Source organism: Desulfosporosinus paludis (assembly GCF_045689965.1).
In the GTDB taxonomy this organism is placed as follows: Bacteria; Bacillota; Desulfitobacteriia; order Desulfitobacteriales; family Desulfitobacteriaceae; genus Desulfosporosinus; species Desulfosporosinus paludis.
In genome coordinates, this window is record NZ_CP144211.1 from 3,810,452 (window position 1) to 3,829,028 (window position 18,577).

The window sequence follows — 18,577 nt, forward strand, 5'->3', positions numbered from 1 at the left end:
AGCCACTGAAAGCGACAGGTTTTTCCGCCTTTGCTAAGCTATAATTTTTAGTATAGATATAGAAAGGATGCGTCGATGAGCGGAGCTGTGACTTATCTTGATTTGGATATGCTCGTGAATGGGGCGATGGATGCCCTGCTGCTTATTCTAATTGGGCACCTGATCCATTTGCCCGTGAAGCCAAGAAGAATTTTTGTTGGGTCTCTGATTGGAGAAATCCCAGTAATCTTAGTGTGTTATTCTGGTCCACCGTGGACGACTCTGAGCAAATGGGCTATTCCCCTTCTGATGGTCATTGCAGCTTTCCCAATTCGAAGTTTGAACACCTTTCTCAAAGTCTTCGTAGGATTTTGGCTTCTTTCAGCCGGATTAGGAGGGTTTGTTTATGCGCTGTGGGGATGGCTGCAATTTGATAAGGGACAAAGTTATGTTCTGCTTACTCTGGTGAAAGAAACGTTTTGGATTCTGCCGCTATCAGTTATTTTATGGTGGTTTCTACAAAATCGCTGGCAGAGATGGCAGGCAGGAAGGGCGCAGTTAGTGCAAAGTATTTACAATTTAGAAATTGATTTTGATGGTCAAGGACAGAGGATCGTTAATTTAAAGGCATTGTTGGATACAGGAAACCAACTGCGGGATCCCTTAAACGGCAACCCTGTTTTACTTGTGGAAGAGCAGGCCGCTGCTACCTCGATACCTAATGATGTGCAGTGTTTTTACGATATTCCCTGGAAAGAAAGTAAAGATCCTCGACTATTGTTGTGGAAAGATAATCCTGGTTTAATTAAAAGACTTGTTTTTATCCCTTTTCAAACCATTGATCGTCAGAGCTGGCTTCTAGGAATCAGACCTGAACGTATCACCTGTTTTGATGAGAAGGGACCTCGCCAAATCCATGCAACGGTGGCGCTTATCGAGCAAGTGTTAAGTTCAGAGGGTGAATATCAAGCGTTACTGCACCCGGAACTTGTGCAGAAAGGTGGAGATGAATAATTGAAGTGGTGGAGTAATGTTCAAAATACGGTAAGCCGTCTTTGGGTTGTGTTTCGTCAGAAATTTCTTTCAGTAGGCGGGATTTATTATGTCGGAAGCAGTGAAGCCTTGCCGCCTCCTCTAAATTCGGATGAAGAAGGGATACTGTTAGAACGTTTGGAAATGGGTGATCCTTCGATCAGAGATATCCTAATTGAGCGAAATCTTCGGCTCGTAGTCTATATTGCCCGTAAATTTGAGAATACGGGGATCGGGATTGAAGATCTTGTGTCTATTGGAACGATTGGGTTAATCAAGGCAGTCAATACCTTTGATCCTCAAAAAAAGATAAAATTAGCAACCTATGCTTCCCGCTGTATTGAAAATGAGATCTTGATGTATCTTAGACGCAATAACAAGACTCGCTCCGAGGTATCCTTTGACGAGCCGCTTAATATTGATTGGGATGGCAATGAGTTGTTGCTATCGGATGTTTTAGGCACGGAAAACGATGTCATCTCCAAACCAATTGAAGAACAAGTCGATCGTCAATTGTTGCATTTGGCTATGGGAAGGTTAACGAATCGAGAAAAGGTCATTATGGAGTTGAGATTTGGTTTAGATAACGGAGTCGAGAAGACCCAAAAAGAGGTCGCGGATCGACTTGGAATCTCACAATCCTACATTTCTCGACTAGAAAAAAGAATAATTCGCAGATTACGCAAAGAATTTTGTCGTTTGGAATAAGTAAAAGTCTGAGCGGGCATACTTCTCAACAGAATTGGCTGGGGAGGTGCTCTTAATTTGGCATTAAATAAAGTTGAGATCTGTGGCGTGAACACCTCGAAGTTACCTGTGTTATCCAGTGCGAAAATGAAAGAACTGTTTGTGATTTATCAAGCTGGAGACCGCAGTGCAAGGGACAAATTGATTCATGGAAATCTCCGCCTTGTTCTCAGTGTTATTCAGAGGTTCACGAATCGAGGAGAGTATGTTGATGATCTGTTCCAGGTCGGGTGTATTGGGCTGATGAAGGCGATAGACAACTTTGATCTTGGTCAAAACGTTAAGTTTTCAACCTATGCTGTGCCTATGATCATTGGAGAAATCCGCCGTTATTTACGGGACAATAATCCCATTAGGGTGAGTCGCTCGCTGAGAGACATCGCCTATAAGGCCCTACAGGTAAGAGATCAGTTAGTATGTGAATGTTCACGGGAACCAACTGTCTCAGAGATCGCTGGTAAGCTCTCTCTTCCCCGAGAAGACGTTATTTTTGCCTTGGATGCTATACAAGAACCTATTTCTTTGTTCGAACCAATTTATCATGATGGAGGGGACCCAATCTTTGTCATGGATCAAATAGGCGATGATAAGCAATCTGACACGGGATGGGTTGAGGGTCTTGCAGTTCGTGAAGCGCTTCGGCGTCTGAGCGAGCGGGAAAAACTAATTTTGTCTTTAAGGTTTTTCAATGGTAAAACCCAGATGGAAGTTGCCGATGAGATAGGTATATCGCAAGCCCAAGTTTCTCGCCTGGAGAAGGCTGCCATGCAGCATATGCGCAAGTATGTCTAGCCGAAAGCATTGTGAAACTTATGATGCATAATGAAAGCAGGTGCTTCAATACAGAGGCATTATAATAAAGTGTACGATATTTGCGACGTTATACATGCCAAAAATTATAAATTATAGGCTATTCTGAGACCTTCCCTCATATGATGACATAGATGACATAACCGAAGATCCGGGGGTAGCCCAAATTTAAATCCAAACTCGTATCCCGAACTTCGAACATCGAACCTCGATAGGGGGGTCTGACTATGCGAATCTCCGATTTACGCTTATTGGATGTTGTCAATGTAAAAGATGGCCGACGATTAGGGCCGATAAAAGATCTTGACTTGGATCTTGAAAAGGGTATGGTCAAAGGTATGGTTGTGCCGGGGCCGACACGAAGCAGTTGGGGACTTTTCGGCGGGGGCAGGCCGGAGGATTTTATCATTCCCTGGGATCGCGTGAAGAAAATCGGCGTGGATGTTATTTTAGTAGACGCCAACGATTTGCCGGAATTTCATTCTGAAAATGAGGATCGTCGGTAAGTGTATCTTAAGTTACCAATAGGCATAAGTTCATGCTTCTTGAAGAACATGAGCTTATGCTTTATTTATTAATCCCAGTAGGACTAATGGCAGGTTTGTTCTTAGGGTTATTAAATGGTATATTTAAAAGAAATTAAAGGAGTCGGAGGAATGAACTGGAATTGGCGAGCTAAGGGGGATCTGAGCTATCTGACGATTTCGAAATGGCTTGAAGAAGGAATTGACATGGGTTTCTCGACAAGAAAGGGGGGTGTCAGTGACGCTCCGTACGAAGCACTTAATTTAGGGCTTCATGTTGGTGATGATCCGATAGCCGTTGTGGAAAACAGGAAGCGTTGGCTGGAGGCTTGGGGTGTTCCGTGGCCTGAGGCTGTCGTTGGAGAACAAGTACATGGAGCAAACGTCGTTTGGATTCATGAAAGGGATAGAGGCCGAGGGGTTCGTGAATTAGAGTCGGTTATTCCTGCTGTCGATGGTTTCGTTACCCAAGGCTCAGTTGGCCTAATGATGTTTTATGCGGATTGCGTTCCCCTCTTTTTCTATGCTCCAGATATTAAGGCAGTTGGAATTGCTCATGCAGGGTGGAAAGGAACCGTACAAAAAATAGGACTAGGAGTTTTGGAACGCTTTGCAGAGCTTGGAGGGTGCGCTGAGAATGTTTGGGTTGCGATTGGACCAAGTATTGGGCCCTGTTGTTATACGGTCGATGAGCATGTGGCTTGCCAGTTTCGTTCTAACTTTGGTGAGACCCCATTTTTACACTCACTGTCCAACGGACACTATCAACTGGATTTATGGGAGGCCAATAAAAATGTGCTGATAGAAAAAGGGGTCCGTAGGGAAAACATTTCTATGGCAGCTGTTTGTACAAAGGATAACCCGGAGAGTTTTTTTTCACACCGGCGTGATGGCGCACGAACTGGACGAATGGCAGGGTGGATCAGAATGCGAAGCACGAGGCCTTAAGATGTGAGGCATTCGCAACAAGAATGAGGTATGACGCATGCGTAGGGGTAAGAGTTTAAAAGTTATCGAGAGGTACGAAATATTCGGACCTTGTGCCTCGATTAGGGGGTGGATTAGGTGGCAACAATTTTAGTAGTGGACGATGAAGAACCAATTCAAGAACTTTTAAAATTTAATTTGGAAAAAGAAGGATATCGGGTTCGAGTGGCGAAAGATGGACCTGATGCCTTAGCCAGTATCGAGAAGGAACAACCGGATTTGCTCGTTCTCGATGTTATGCTGCCGGTAATGGACGGGTTAGAAGTTTGCCGAAGGCTGCGCTTAAATCCAAAATATCAGCAAATACCGATTATCATGTTAACTGCGAAAGGTGAGGAAATTGACAAAGTTTTAGGTTTAGAGCTTGGCGCAGATGATTATATGACAAAGCCGTTCAGTCCGCGAGAATTGTTGGCACGAATCAAAGCTCGTTTACGCCGTCTAAACATCCAGGAAGACTCTGATGCCATGATCGTACGCAGAGACCTGCGTATTGACATTAATGGTTTTCGCGTTTTGATTCGGGGGGAGGAAACGGAGCTAACGCCCAAAGAATTTGAACTTTTGCGGATCTTTGCTGCCCATCCGGGGAAAGTTTACTCCAGGGACGAGCTTCTGGAACGAATTTGGGGATATGAATATCATGGAGATACCCGTACAGTTGATGTGCATGTGCGGCATTTGCGTCTTAAGATAGAGCAAGATCCCTCGAATCCAGAGTACATTGAAACCCTACGCGGAATTGGCTATCGCTTTAAAGGTTAAACGTATGAGTATAAAATGGCGCTTAACCGGACTCTTTATTGTTATGGCAGGACTGTCCTTGCTTTTGTTTTGGGTGGGAGAAAATGTGAGGTTAGGTTCTGCAGCCCAACAAGTAAACTTTAAAGTGGTATTTCTCGCCCTCTGTCTTCCGGCAGGAGCGGTTTATGCCTATTCTGGGTATTTGTCCAGACGGTTGGAAAAACTTCATTTGGCCACTCAACGCATTGCCAGAGGAGATTATGAACGAATCGATTTCTCAGATTCAACCGATGAAATTGGAGAATTTACGACCGAACTCAATGGTCTTTTAAGGCATGTGGAGATGATCGTGCAAAATGGGACACAAGAAGCTCACAAAATGGAGGCAATTTTAGCAGGAATGCAAGAAGGAGTTGTGGCAGTCGATCAAGTGGGTCGGGTTGTCTTAGTAAATGCTGCAGCTAATAGGATTTTTGAACGCCATGAGACGGATCGTAAGTTGAAATACTTACTTGAGCTAACGTGTGACTCCGAATTAGAACATTTGATTCGTAAAGTGCTTTCAGGAGAACCATCGGTGACTCGAGAAACACGCTTTGGTCAAAAGACGATTCAAAGCCAAGTTAATCCGATCGTGAGTGAATACGGTCAGCCGCGAGGGGCCGTTATTGTCATCCACGATGTAACAGAATTGCGCCGTCTGGAACAAATGCGTACAGAATTTGTTGCTAATGTTTCTCATGAATTGAGGACTCCTCTGACATCTATAAAGGGATTTGTGGAGACACTTCTTGATGGTGCAGCAGATGTTCCCTCTCTGCGTGAGCGTTTCTTAAAGATTATTCAGGCTGAGACTTTGCGTTTGCAACGTCTGATTGAGGATCTATTGACGTTAGCTCATTTCGAGGGACGAGAGAGCAGGGGGGGATTGGGTTCCGGTAAAATTAGTTATCTTCAGGAAGCCTATGAAAAAATAAAGCCTGTAATTCTCAGCTTCGCTCAGATTAAAGGAATTGAAGTGGAAGTTACTCTTCCGGACAATTTGCCACCGCTATCGATGGGTGAAGATTTATTAAGTCAACTCCTCTTAAATCTTTTAGAGAATGCTGTAAAATATACGACTGAAGGACGGGTTTGGTTAAGAGCGCAAATTCTCCAAGAGCACCTTCAGTTAGAATTCGGAGATACCGGTTGTGGTATCCCTGAAGAAATGCTGCCAAGGATTTTTGAGAGGTTTTACCGCGTGGATAAAGCCCGATCACGGGAACAGGGAGGGACAGGGCTGGGGCTAAGTATTGTTAAGCATATGATAGAAGGAGTCGGAGGGACTATCAACGTAACATCCCAGCTTGGAATTGGAACTGTTTTTAAATGCAACTTGCCTAGGGCAAAATAGCGGATATTTGCCCTATAGTTTTTGGAATAGAGGGGTTGAGAAAGAGAATGGTGAACCAGGGAGGGTGACATGGAGAAAAAGAAACAAAAAACAAAACCAAAGAGATATTGGTTTTGGGGGGGGTTATTTCTTATCTTGGTTGGGGGAGTCGTTTGGTCTTATCGATCGAACTTTGCGGCTAAAGATATCAAATTTGCAGTAGCCCAGACCGGAACAATCACTCATGAACGAAAGATCCCCGCAACGTATGCCAATCAGGAGTTGCCAGTTATTGCTCCCTTCTCTGGAACGATTCAATTTATTGGGAATGACGGCCAGCGTTTTCGACGGGGAGAAACTCTCGCTGCACTGCAACAAAATGGAGCTGCACCTGGAACGAAGCAGGGTTCCGCAGCGAACATGGCCATTACAGCCGGTATGGGTGGTCTATTCTTTCATCAAAGCGATGGGTTGGAGACGATCATGACGAGTGATAACTTAATGTCTATGGACCTGCAAAAATTGATTGCTCAGACTTCCGTTGTTAAAAATACCGGACAAGCAGTACAGGAGGGGGAGGTTGTGGGGAAAATTGTCAACAATCTTATGCCGACAATGGCCTTCCTTCAGTTACAGAGCCTTGATGATCTCACGGTCGGAAAAACACTGCGGTTGACGGTAGGAAATCAGACTATGAATGCTAAAATTATGCGCAAATCCGAAAACCCTATGGGAGTTGTTGTTCAATTTCCTCATTATGTCGATGGTTCGGCGTCTAACAGACATCAGGAAGTGACCTGGAGCTATTCTCCCCAGACCAGTGGAGTTCTCGTACCTAAGAGTGCACTTTGGACACAAGGGGAAGAATTGGGGGTCTTTGTTTCCACTGAAGGTGTTGTTCATTTTAAAAAGGTCAAAGTGCTGGACGAAGATGACCAACAAGCTTGTGTTGACAATTTGCCTAGTGGTATTCCTGTTGTGACAAATCCCCAAGATGGGCTTGAAGGGTTAATCGCCAAGGTAAAAAATATCTAGGATAAGGCTTAAGAAGCAGGAAACGGAGGAAAGGGCGTAGAATTCTTTGCGAAGGGGATATTCAGAATATGGCAGATTTGGGTATTCAGCAACGTTTAATTGAAGTCCGTGGGCGAATTCTACGGGCTGTTGAGCGGAGTAATAGGGATAAAGACACTGTTCGGCTACTGGCAGTTTCTAAGACCCAGCCGGTTTTAAATTTGCATGAGGCTTATCTGACTGGCCAACGGGCATTCGCTGAAAACCGAGTTCAAGAATGGATGGAGAAAAATCCGCTTCTGCCCAGCGATTGTGAATGGCATATTGTTGGCAGGTTACAGACTAACAAAGTCAAATATTTAAATGAAAGGGTTGCCTTGATCCATTCTTTGGATCGTTTTTCGCTCTTAGAAACACTGAACGAGCAGGGGCAGAGGCGGGGCCTGACTTGGGCAACATTAGTCCAAGTCAATATCGCAGGTGATAGCTCTAAAGCAGGGTTGGCTCCGGAGGAAGTCCCGGATTTTTTGAACTCTATCGGGGATTATCCGAATGTTCGTGTTCAGGGGTTCATGACCATTGGTGCCCTAGAAGCTAGTTTGCAAGAAACGCGGGAGTTTTTCCGTCAGCTACGGAAGCTTCGGGATTCTTTGCAATCACAAAAATGGACGGGCGTAGATTTACAGGAGCTCTCAATGGGTATGAGCCGAGATTTTGAAGCGGCAATTGAAGAAGGAGCAACTCTTGTCCGTGTGGGACGTCAGATTTTTGGTGAACGTGAGGCGAAAGGCTTTAACTCTAAGTGAAACTGGCTAACCTAAAAAGGGAGGGACAAACCATGGCAAAATTGATTGACAAGATGATTGGTATAATGGGATTTGCTGATGAGGAACCTGAAGAAGAGATTTTTGAGGAAACTGAAAAAGAAAAAGTTGCTCAAGAAGAGGTACGTACCAGCCGCAAGAATGCACCCGTTGTTAGTATCCATACTCAAAAGCAAATGCGAGTAGTCGTGATGGAACCTAATACGTTTGAAGAAGCCCAAAACATTGCAGATCAATTAAAATCTCGCCGACCGGTGATTGTTAACCTGGAGAACGCTGAGAAACTTCTAGCGAAACGTATTGTCGATTTTATCAGTGGGACAACTTATGCCTTGAATGGGAACATGCAAAAAGTTGGAAATGGGATCTTCCTATTTGTGCCTAATAACGTGGACATTTCTGGGGAGATGCGCGATGAGCTGAAAGTTAAAGGTCTGTTCTGGCCAAAATAGGAGGGATTCCAATTTGATTTCTTTAATCGCTCAAATTATTGATAAGGTAATAACAATCCTTATTTTTGCGATCATTATTCGAACCTTCCTGTCATTTGTTCCGCAATTAAAACCAAACCAACTCATTACTATCCTTTATGATGTGACAGATCCTCTATTAAAGCCCTTTCGACGTTTCCAAATAAGCGGTGCGACCATGGGGTTGGATTTTTCTCCTCTGATCGCTATTATTGTGCTGAACTTAATTCAATCGCTGATTGTGAGGCTTTTTTACTAAATGAAACGTTCTGCAGATCGCAGTGTGCTTGGGTATTGGAGCGAGAAAGAAGTGCGTTTGGAAGCTGCTCATCTTCTAGACCAAGTTGATGCGGTGCTCAGGGAAGACTCTAAACAGGTCACTTCTTTTTTGAGTTTTGCGATGCGAGATTGGGCGGAAGCAATTCTGCGTAAGGAGCAACTGGCCTTTTTAGCCGAAGGTGGGTTTCCAGACGCAGAACGCGTTCGGATTATAATAGGTCCTAGGGGAGCAAGTTTAAGCCCTCAAGATGCAAATCTGGAGATTCTTAGAATTCGACCGTTAGACCCCCGTGCCCAATTGGAACACCGTCAGATTTTAGGATCTCTTATTGGCCTCGGCTTTAGGCGGGATGTGCTGGGGGATATTCGGGTTGGCCAGGATGGACAATATCTTGCGATATCGGCCGAGGTTGCTTTGTTTTTAATAAATCAATGGAGATTGGCAGGAAAGGAAAAAGTCGAAGTATCAATTTGTCCTGAAACGCCGGATATCCAGCCAGATTTAGGAGAACAGAAAAGAGTCACCGTAAGCTCATCGCGCTTAGATGCCTTGCTCGCTCATGCTTTTGGTGTTTCAAGGGCATCGGCTCAGGAATGGATAGTACAAGGTAAGGTGCGGCGTGAGGGCCTTGCAGTTAGCAAAGCAGATATCAAACTACAGCCTGGGGAAACAATTTCTTGCCGAGGTTATGGACGGATTAAGCTTTTAGAGTGCATTTCGACCCGCAAGGAACGAATAGCTTGGCAAATCGTACTTTATAAGTCACAACGCCGTTAGGAGGGAACTATAATGCAAATGACTCCTCTTGATATACGCAATAAGGAATTCAGCAAAGGAATTCGGGGGTATCAATGCGGGGAAGTGGAGAAGTTTTTGGAAACTGTAAGTCAAGAATTTGAGTCCGCTTATTCAGAGAATTTTGAACTGCGCGAAAAGAACAAGGCGTTAGAAGCTGAGATCAATCATTTTCGTCAAATTGAGAATACTCTGCAACAGACCTTGATTTTAGCGCAGCAAACGGCAGAAGAAGTGAAACAAACCGCTCGCCATGAGGCCGAACTTTTGCTGAGGGAAGCCGAACAGAAAAAGTTAGAAGAAGTGTCTGAAGCTCAGCAAAAATGGGAAGAAATACAAGGAGAAATTCAAGATCTAATCAGAAAGCGTGACCTGATTCGAACGCAACTAAAATCCTTTTTACTCTCCCATCTTGATTTGGAAACAATGCAAGAGCGAAATGAAGGGATAGCCTAGGGGTCTGGAGTCGTCAGTTGTTGCGAACGCCTCCGGTTTCGTGGTAAAATGTTCTAAAGAGAACTTTGAAAGAGAAGGATTGTCACCAATGAATAGATTAATTAGCGAAATATCTTCTGACTTTCTCATTCAAGGATTTGGCTTGCACGAGGATGAGAAACAGATTTTTATTGGGAAAGTAGGAGGACAAGAGATTCAGCTTTTACCAACCCTCGATGATTTCCCTTTAGAAGCCAAAGATATGAAAATCTTTTGTGTTGGGCTTGCCGAAGCGAGTCATCATTTTCGACCAGGAGATGTTCTGATGACCGGGAGTGATGATTTGCTCGATCGTGCGTTTCAGGTTATGGATGACATCGAGCAACGTTGTGTTGTGGTCAGCTTAACACCTGCTCAAGAGTCAACACATTTATACCTCTCAAAAGAACAAATGGAGCCGTTGGTTCAAGAATGGAGAAGACAGAAAATCTCTTTTTTGTGTCTTTGGATGGTGGATCCCATAGAGTCGGAAGGGAAAGCGAAATTAGTAACGATTTTGCGCAAGGTTATTTTAAAGGACTAATTTATATAGTGTTACGAAATAATAATGGATGAAAGCGTTGACAAGGACTGTTTTTGTCTAGCTCCCTCAACAGCGAACGGGAACTGGTGTAAGCCCGTGAGGAAACGACAAAGAAAATCCCCTTGGAGTGGAGAACTGAACTTTTTCGTAAGTTTCTTTCGGTTGGTCACCGTTAAAAGACTTCCGAGTGGCTGTAGAAAGCGACAAGGGTGGTATGCGAGTGATCTCGTCCCTTTATAGGAGGGGCGGGATTTTAGTTATTTAGGGTAGTCTTGACATCTGTTGGCTTTGAGATTAATAAGGAGGAAGTATTTATGGACTATCGTGAAACCTTAAATCTGCCGGAGACGGACTTTCCAATGCGGGGAAACCTTCCCCAAAGAGAACCGGAAATTCTAAAATCTTGGGAAGAACAAAAACTATATGAAAAAGTACAGCAAGCGCGTGCCGGACGCCCTAAATTTATTCTTCATGATGGGCCGCCTTACGCTAATGGGGATATACACCTGGGGCATGCTATAAACAAAGTCCTAAAGGATATTATCGTAAAATATAAAACCATGATGAACTATGATGCCCCTTATGTACCAGGGTGGGATACCCATGGCCTGCCAATCGAACAGCAGGTGATTAAAAAACTGGGCGTCAACCGTCATGCCGTGTCACCGCTCGAATTTCGACAACAATGTAAGGCTTACGCAGAGAAATATGTTGGCATACAACGTGAGCAATTCAAACGATTGGGTGTCCGCGGAGATTGGGAACATCCCTATCTAACCCTGCAAAAAGACTATGAGGCTGCACAGATCGGGATTTTTGGAAAAATGACGACGAAGGGCTACATTTATAAAGGCCTGAAGCCTGTTTATTGGTGCCCTTCTTGTGAAACAGCTTTAGCAGAGGCAGAGATTGAATATGCTAATAAGCCGGCGACAGCTATTTACGTTAAATTTGCCGTTAAGAATGGTTTGAATGTCCTTACGGAAGAAAATTCCTATGTAGTGATTTGGACCACAACCCCATGGACACTACCTGCTAATCTTGCGATCAGTGTCCATCCGGAATTAAACTATGTTGTTGTCACTGTGGAGAAGGAACATTGGGTTGTGGCAGAGGGGATGCTCGAATCTCTGCGTGCCCTGTGGAAGCTAGAGCTTCCCGTTGAAAAGACTTTTGCAGGCAGAGAACTGGAAGGAGTAATGTGCCGGAATCCCCTCATGGATCGGGACTCTGTGATAATTTGCGGAGAACATGTGACCTTGGAAGCCGGTACAGGCTGCGTCCACACGGCACCTGGGCATGGGGAAGACGACTTCTTGGTCGGAAAAAAATATGGGTTGGACGTACTATGCCCAGTTGACCATCGAGGAAAATTCACCGCCGAAGCGGGAGCGTATACAGGTCTTAAAACTGATAAAGCAAATCCTGTGATCGTGGAAGATCTCAAGAAGACAAGGGACCTTGTACTTGAGGAAACGATAGAACATAGTTACCCCCATTGCTGGAGATGTAAGAGTCCGATTATTTTCCGAGCGACAGAACAATGGTTTGCCTCAATCGATGGATTTCGCCAGGCGGCCTTGGAAGAGATTGAGAAAGTACACTGGATTCCTTCCTGGGGCAGAGATCGGATTTTCAACATGATTGCGGATCGAGGGGACTGGTGTATTTCGAGGCAAAGAACTTGGGGCGTTCCGATTCCCATTTTCTATTGTGAGGACTGCGGCAAGGTCTTGGTCAATGAACAAACTATTGCTAAAGTTCAAGATATATTCCGGCGTGAAGGTTCAGATTCTTGGTTTGCGCACGATGCGGAAAAATTGTTGCCTGAAGGAATTGCCTGTTCCTGCGGAGGTGCAAAATTCCGTAAAGAGCTGGATATTATGGATGTTTGGTTTGATTCGGGAACGAGTCATGCCGGCGTATTGAAACAACGTGAAGCATTGGCCTGGCCAGCAGACCTCTATTTAGAAGGCTCAGACCAACATCGCGGTTGGTTTAACTCCTCTCTTTCCACGGCAGTAGCTGCTTTTGGTCAGGCTCCTTATCGGAATGTCTTGACACATGGGTTTGTCGTTGATGAGCAAGGCCGCAAAATGTCCAAATCCTTGGGCAATGGAGTGGACCCACTTAAAGTTGTTCAAGAATTAGGAGCGGATATTCTTCGCCTGTGGGTCAGCTCTGTCGATTATAAGAACGATGTGGCGGCTTCTCCGCGTATTATGAAGCAAATGTCCGAAGCCTATCGCAAAATCCGCAATACACTTCGTTTCTTGTTGAGCAACTTGAATGATTTTAACCCAGAGAAAGACAAGGTAAGCTATCAGGAGCTTCAAGAGATTGATCGTTGGGCTTTGCTTAAGCTTTCGAAGGTCATCGAAAGAGTGTTATTAGGCTATGATTCCTATGAGTTCCACTGGGTCTATCACACGATTCATAATTTCTGTACCATCGAGTTAAGTGCTATTTATCTTGATATCGTCAAAGACAGACTCTATGTGGAAGGGAAAAACTCCTTGCTTCGCCGTTCCGCCCAAACGGTGTTGTACGAAGTATTGAATGCTCTTGTGCGTCTCTTAGCGCCAATTTTATCGTTCATGACAGAAGAAATCTGGCCGTACATTCCTGGTGAAAAGGCGGAAGAGAATGTTCAAATGGGCGAAATGCCTAAGGTCAATCCAGAGTGGATGGACGAGAGATTAGCCGATCTTTGGGATCAGATCCTCGAATTGCGGACAGACGTTTCCAAAGTGTTGGAAAAAGCACGTCAGGAAAAGACGATTAATCATACATTGACCGCTCATGTGAGTTTTTATCCCACGGCAGAGCAGTATGCTTTCCTGCAAAAAGTTCCGAATCTCGCAGAAATTTTCATTGTCTCTGAGCTGACAGTTCACGAACCTCTTGAAAAAAGGCCTGAAGGTGTACAAGAAGCTGAAGTTCACGAAGGCCTGGGGATCCTGGTACAGCCGGCAAAGGGTCAAAAATGCGAACGATGTTGGATGTTTCATGAGGAAGTCGGAAAAAATGAGAACCACCCGACAATTTGCCCGCGTTGTAGTTCGGTTATTGAACAATTTGCCAAATAGCAGATCAGCTGGATGAACTTAGTATGGCTTGTCGAATTAAGTAATATAAAATTGAAAAAAATCAGTCAAACACTTGAAAAGGGTATAGACTAATTGGGGAAAAAGGCATAGTATAGTAAACAACAATAGTTATATCTATCGGATGATACTAGCAGGAGAGATCTGGTATTCCAGACGCCGAAGGAGAAAACCTTTTGAAGTCGCTTCTCAAGGGGGGAAACTCTCAGGCAAAGGTACGGCTAGTAGACGGTACTCTGGAGAGTTTCTCTCAAAGGGAACACCAAAGGGGAAGCCGGAAACGGCGAATCTCTCAGGTTCAAGGACAGAGAAGGTGCGAAGGTGCATCTTCTCTGTCCTTTTTTATATTGTCGGAAAGTAGCTTCATTAAAATACTTTCCACAGTATAAGCGCACTGAGGCGGCGCTGGCCATGGACGGCCAAGTGTCCCTGAAGCCGCTAAGTTTCCTTTGCATGGGAGGGTTTGTTTCAGTTTTAGGGAAATACTAATCGATGTAAAAGAATTGAGGAGGTGCCAAGATGGTGGAACTGAGGCGAACGCCACTTTATGAGGAACATCAAGCAGCTAAGGCTAAATTAATTGATTTTGGCGGCTGGGAAATGCCTGTGCAGTATACCGGGGTGATCGAAGAACATCATGCGGTGCGAAGAAATGCCGGGCTTTTTGATGTGTCACATATGGGTGAGATCGATGTTCGGGGTAAAGATGCCCTAGCCTTTGTCCAGATGCTGATTACAAACGATGCAAGTAAGCTGGAGAACGGAAAAATCCTCTATTCTCCTATGTGTTATCCGGATGGTGGAATTGTCGACGATCTGCTGGTTTATCGGCATGACCCAGACCATTTCCTGCTCGTCGTGAATGCGTCAAATACGGAGAAAGACTTTGCCTGGATGCTTGAGCAGGTTAAAAGTTTTGAGGTTTCTGTAGAGAATATCTCGGACCAATATGCCCAGCTTGCTTTACAGGGGCCGCAAGCGGAAAAAATATTGCAGCAGCTGACAAGGGTTGATTTGAAGAGTCTAAAATACTATACGTTTACTTATGGAGAGATTGATGGTGTAGAGAGTCTCATTTCCCGTACTGGGTATACTGGAGAAGACGGCTTTGAAATTTACGTTTCACCCCAGTATGGACGACAACTCTGGCGGAAGATTCTGGAGATCGGTTCTGCAGAAGGGATTCAGCCCATTGGACTTGGCGCTCGTGATACGTTGAGGTTTGAAGCTAGACTTCCGCTCTATGGCAATGAATTAGGGGCAGCTATTACTCCGCTGGAAGCTGGGTTGGGTATTTTTGTCAAGCTTGATAAATCGGATTTTATTGGGAAGGACGCTCTTCTAAAGCAAAAAGAGCAAGGTATCCCAAGAAAACTTGTAGGTCTAGAGATGATCGGACGAGGAATTGCTCGTTCCCATTATCCTTTGCAAAAAGATGGTCAGGAGATTGGGTTCGTCACCTCAGGTTCTTTCTCACCAACCTTGGATAAGAATATTGCCCTTGGCCTTGTTCGAGCGGATATCGCGGTTTTGGGCCAAGAGCTGGACGTCATGATTCGGGGAAAGGCTGTTCAGGCCAAGATCATCCCTAGCCTATTTTATAAGCGGAGCTAAAGCAACAGGATGTCTTATAGTCTCGTAGGGTAAAATAATAAAAATTTGAGGAGGATGATATCATGAATCCAGTAGAATTAAAGTATAACAAAGAGCATGAGTATACCAAGGTGGACGGGAACATAGTGACCTTTGGAATCACTGATCATGCTCAAGAAAGCCTCGGAGATGTTGTTTTTGTTGAGCTTCCGGAGGAAGGAGCGACCGTTACTGCGGGAGAATCTTACGGAACTGTTGAATCTGTTAAAGCGGTCTCGGATATTACGGCTTCTGTGAGCGGCAAGGTCGTAGAAGTAAACACTGCGCTGATGGATTCACCTGATTTGCTGAACAGCGATCCTTATGGTGAGGGTTGGCTAATAAAAGTTGAAGCGGAGGATTTGTCGCCTCTAGATTCCTTGATGACAGCTGCCGAATATGAGGAGTTTCTGGCAGAGGAGGAACATTAGAATGAACTTCGTACCGAATACGGACAGCCAAAAAGAGCGCCTCTTAGCCCGTATCGGGGTTAAGTCCGTCGAAGATCTTTTTGCAGATGTGCCCCAAGAAGTCCGCTTAAATCGACCGCTGGACATTCGAGGCGGAATGTCCGAACAAGAACTCGTCAAACATGTCAAAAGGTTGGCAGATCAGAATAAGACCGTTGAAGAGTACATTTCTTTTTTAGGCGCAGGGGCTTATGAACATTATATCCCGAGTTTCGTGGATCAGTTGTTGCTGCGCTCAGAATTTTATACAGCGTATACCCCTTATCAGCCTGAAATCAGTCAAGGGACTCTTCAAGCGATCTACGAATACCAGACTCTGGTCTGTGAATTAACGGGGATGGATGTGGCCAATGCCTCGATGTATGATGGGGCTTCTGCTTTAGCAGAGGCGGCCCTCATGGCCTGCGATGCCACACGTCGGAATAAAGTACTCGTGATGCAGACTGTACATCCGGAATATCGTGATGTTCTCAAAACTTATTTGCCTCCCAGAGGGGTAGAACTTATCGAAATCCCCTCTAAGGACGGAGTAACTGATATGGCGGCTTTAGAGGCTAAGCTCCAAGAGGGTATTGCAGGGGTACTTGTTCAAACTCCAAATTTCTTTGGCAATATCGGAGAAGCGGAAGAAATCACATTGGCTGCCCATGCCAAGGGAGCTCTCATGGTGATGTCTGTTAATCCGGTGTCTTTAGGGCTGTTAAAGACTCCAGGAGAATGTGGTGCAGATATAGTCGTCGGTGAAGGTCAAGCCTTTGGGAATCCTCTTAATTTCGGAGGCCCGTATTTAGGGTTCCTGGCTTGTCGGGATAAGTATGTTCGAAGAATGCCGGGAAGGATTGTCGGCGCAACGACCGATAAAAACGGTAAAAAAGGGTATGTTTTAACGCTGCAAGCCCGCGAACAGCATATTCGAAGGGAAAAAGCCACTTCCAATATTTGTTCGAATGAAGCTCTCTGCGCTTTAGCGTTTACGATGCATTTAAGTGCCTTAGGGAAAACAGGGCTGACAGAATTAGCCTATCTAAATTTACAAAACGCTCACTATGCAGCCAGGGAGATTGCCAAAGTCCCCGGAATGAGTTTAGCGTTTCAGCAACCTTTCTTCCATGAGTTTGTGGTTAAGACAACCATTGAACCAGCGAAGATTAATGAGTCGCTTCTCAAAGATCGAATCATTGGCGGACTTGATTTGGCAAGGTTCTACCCTGAACTAGACCATCATCTTCTTTTCTGTGTAACTGAGACCAAGTGTAAAGCAGAGATTGACCGGCTTGTGGCCAGATTGGGGGAAATCCAATGAAATCATTAGAACCGCTGATTTTTGAACTCAGTGCCAGTGGCCGCAATGCGGTAAGTCTGCCGAAATGTGGTGTTCCAGAAATCCCTGTAGAAATGCTGATTCCCGAGCATATGCTTACCCAGCAAGAACCTCAGCTCCCGGAATTATCCGAAATCGATGTTGTTCGCCATTTTACCCGACTTTCTACCTTTAATCATGGAGTGGATACTGGATTTTATCCTTTAGGATCATGTACAATGAAGTATAATCCTAAAGTTAATGAAACATTGGCACGCTTGCCTGGCTTTTCTTCCATCCATCCTTATCAGCCGGAGGCCTTGACTCAAGGAGCTTTGCAGCTCATGGCCGAGCTTCAGGAAGATCTCTGCGAACTGGCAGGAATGGATGGATTTACGCTTCAGCCCGCCGCCGGCGCTCATGGAGAAATGACGGGGATGCTGATTATTAAAGCGTATCATCAGCACCGCAATGACACGAAACGAACAAAAGTCATCGTTCCGGATTCAGCTCATGGAACAAACCCAGCGACTGCAGCCATGGTGGGTTATGATATTATTCAGGTTCCTTCAACGGAGCGCGGCGGAGTGGATTTGGAAGCCTTAAGGAAGGTTGTCAACGATGAGGTAGCTGCACTGATGTTAACCAACCCGAACACGGTCGGCCTCTTCGATGAAAATATCTTAGAAATCACACGGTTGGTTCATGATGTCGGTGGATTATTGTACTATGACGGGGCGAACACGAACGCAATTATGGGCATAGCTCGCCCTGGCGACATGGGTTTTGATGTAGTTCACCTTAATTTGCATAAAACCTTCTCCACGCCTCACGGAGGAGGAGGACCGGGCGCCGGTCCTGTAGGAGTCAAGGAGTTCCTCCTTCCCTTCCTGCCTAAACCGATTGTGGTTCAAGGTGACGATGGGACCTTCAAATTAGAGGATAATTTACCCCACTCAATTGGCCGGGTTCGCTCATTTTATGCCAATTTTTCCGTCTTGGTTAAAGCTTATGCCTATATCCGCGGCTTAGGCGGAGAAGGGTTAAAGACAGCATCGGAAAATGCTGTACTCAATGCCAATTATTTAATGCATGTTCTAAAAGAGCATTATTTCCTCCCCTTCGATCGAGTTTGCAAGCATGAATTTGTGATTACGCCGAAGACTTTAAAGTCCACAGGCGTGCATACGTTGGATATTGCTAAGCGCTTATTGGATTATGGCTATCACCCGCCGACGATCTACTTCCCGATGATTGTCGAAGAGGCGATGATGATTGAGCCCACGGAAACTGAAAGCGTGGAGACTCTCGATGAATTTGCTCAGGTTCTCATTAAAATCGCCGGAGAAGCCCATGAAGATGCAGATATGGTTAAGAATGCCCCCCATACAACCTTAGTCACCCGTTTGGATGAAGTGGGCGCAGTTCGAAAACCAGATCTGCGTTATCGAAAAAAGTAGTCAAAGCAA

General features: G+C 45.0%; 19 protein-coding genes and 1 riboswitch. All 19 genes read left to right on the top strand.

What is annotated here, in order from left to right; all coding sequences use genetic code 11:
- Positions 1-75: 75 nt before the first annotated feature.
- The 19 genes from VZF35_RS19000 (at position 76) to gcvPB (ending at position 18,568) form a co-directional block, all read left to right on the top strand.
- Positions 76-993 carry a sigma-E processing peptidase SpoIIGA gene (locus VZF35_RS19000; RefSeq protein WP_407307454.1) on the top strand — a complete coding sequence of 306 codons (918 nt, stop codon included), beginning with the start codon at positions 76-78 and terminating at the stop codon, positions 991-993.
- Complete coding sequence (sigE, locus tag VZF35_RS19005; protein ID WP_407307456.1) at positions 994-1,719, top strand: RNA polymerase sporulation sigma factor SigE; 726 nt, start codon at positions 994-996, stop codon at positions 1,717-1,719.
- A gap of 57 nt (positions 1,720-1,776) precedes the next feature.
- A complete protein-coding gene (gene sigG, locus VZF35_RS19010; protein ID WP_407307458.1) occupies positions 1,777-2,550 on the top strand; it encodes an RNA polymerase sporulation sigma factor SigG in 774 nt (257 codons plus the stop codon).
- 245 nt (positions 2,551-2,795) lie between these two features.
- The gene (locus VZF35_RS19015) at positions 2,796-3,074 is read left to right on the top strand and encodes a YlmC/YmxH family sporulation protein (RefSeq protein ID WP_407307460.1); all 279 of its coding nucleotides are present in this window, start codon (positions 2,796-2,798) and stop codon (positions 3,072-3,074) included.
- 150 nt (positions 3,075-3,224) lie between these two features.
- Positions 3,225-4,040, top strand: coding sequence for a peptidoglycan editing factor PgeF (pgeF, locus tag VZF35_RS19020; protein WP_407307462.1), 816 nt, complete (start codon positions 3,225-3,227; stop codon positions 4,038-4,040).
- A gap of 117 nt (positions 4,041-4,157) precedes the next feature.
- Positions 4,158-4,844 (top strand): response regulator, encoded by a 687-nt coding sequence (locus VZF35_RS19025; protein WP_407307464.1) that lies wholly within the window; start codon positions 4,158-4,160, stop codon positions 4,842-4,844.
- 4 nt (positions 4,845-4,848) lie between these two features.
- Positions 4,849-6,219 carry an ATP-binding protein gene (locus VZF35_RS19030; protein ID WP_407307466.1) on the top strand — a complete coding sequence of 457 codons (1,371 nt, stop codon included), beginning with the start codon at positions 4,849-4,851 and terminating at the stop codon, positions 6,217-6,219.
- A gap of 69 nt (positions 6,220-6,288) precedes the next feature.
- A complete protein-coding gene (locus tag VZF35_RS19035; protein WP_407307468.1) occupies positions 6,289-7,233 on the top strand; it encodes an HlyD family efflux transporter periplasmic adaptor subunit in 945 nt (314 codons plus the stop codon).
- 77 nt (positions 7,234-7,310) lie between these two features.
- Positions 7,311-8,018 (top strand): YggS family pyridoxal phosphate-dependent enzyme, encoded by a 708-nt coding sequence (locus VZF35_RS19040; protein ID WP_407314715.1) that lies wholly within the window; start codon positions 7,311-7,313, stop codon positions 8,016-8,018.
- 32 nt (positions 8,019-8,050) lie between these two features.
- Positions 8,051-8,488, top strand: coding sequence for a cell division protein SepF (locus tag VZF35_RS19045; protein ID WP_407307470.1), 438 nt, complete (start codon positions 8,051-8,053; stop codon positions 8,486-8,488).
- 13 nt (positions 8,489-8,501) lie between these two features.
- A complete protein-coding gene (locus VZF35_RS19050; protein WP_407307472.1) occupies positions 8,502-8,765 on the top strand; it encodes a YggT family protein in 264 nt (87 codons plus the stop codon).
- The gene (locus VZF35_RS19055; RefSeq protein WP_407307474.1) at positions 8,766-9,563 is read left to right on the top strand and encodes an RNA-binding protein; all 798 of its coding nucleotides are present in this window, start codon (positions 8,766-8,768) and stop codon (positions 9,561-9,563) included. It abuts the gene before it with no gap.
- A 12-nt stretch (positions 9,564-9,575) separates the two neighbouring features.
- Positions 9,576-10,037 (top strand): DivIVA domain-containing protein, encoded by a 462-nt coding sequence (locus VZF35_RS19060; protein ID WP_407307476.1) that lies wholly within the window; start codon positions 9,576-9,578, stop codon positions 10,035-10,037.
- 88 nt (positions 10,038-10,125) lie between these two features.
- Positions 10,126-10,599, top strand: coding sequence for a hypothetical protein (locus tag VZF35_RS19065; RefSeq protein WP_407307478.1), 474 nt, complete (start codon positions 10,126-10,128; stop codon positions 10,597-10,599).
- A gap of 314 nt (positions 10,600-10,913) precedes the next feature.
- Positions 10,914-13,688 (top strand): isoleucine--tRNA ligase, encoded by a 2,775-nt coding sequence (ileS, locus tag VZF35_RS19070; RefSeq protein ID WP_407307480.1) that lies wholly within the window; start codon positions 10,914-10,916, stop codon positions 13,686-13,688.
- Positions 13,689-13,830: 142 nt separating this feature from the next.
- Positions 13,831-13,937, top strand: a riboswitch (glycine riboswitch).
- Between the two features lie 288 nt (positions 13,938-14,225).
- Positions 14,226-15,320 carry a glycine cleavage system aminomethyltransferase GcvT gene (gene gcvT, locus VZF35_RS19075; protein ID WP_407307482.1) on the top strand — a complete coding sequence of 365 codons (1,095 nt, stop codon included), beginning with the start codon at positions 14,226-14,228 and terminating at the stop codon, positions 15,318-15,320.
- Positions 15,321-15,382: 62 nt separating this feature from the next.
- A complete protein-coding gene (gene gcvH / locus VZF35_RS19080; RefSeq protein WP_407307484.1) occupies positions 15,383-15,769 on the top strand; it encodes a glycine cleavage system protein GcvH in 387 nt (128 codons plus the stop codon).
- 1 nt (position 15,770) lies between these two features.
- The gene (gene gcvPA / locus VZF35_RS19085) at positions 15,771-17,111 is read left to right on the top strand and encodes an aminomethyl-transferring glycine dehydrogenase subunit GcvPA (RefSeq protein WP_407307486.1); all 1,341 of its coding nucleotides are present in this window, start codon (positions 15,771-15,773) and stop codon (positions 17,109-17,111) included.
- On the top strand, positions 17,108-18,568 hold the full coding sequence (gene gcvPB / locus VZF35_RS19090) for an aminomethyl-transferring glycine dehydrogenase subunit GcvPB (RefSeq protein ID WP_407307488.1): 1,461 nt from the start codon (positions 17,108-17,110) through the stop codon (positions 18,566-18,568). Before gcvPA ends, gcvPB begins: the two co-directional genes overlap by 4 nt.
- The last annotated feature ends 9 nt before the right edge of the window (positions 18,569-18,577 follow it).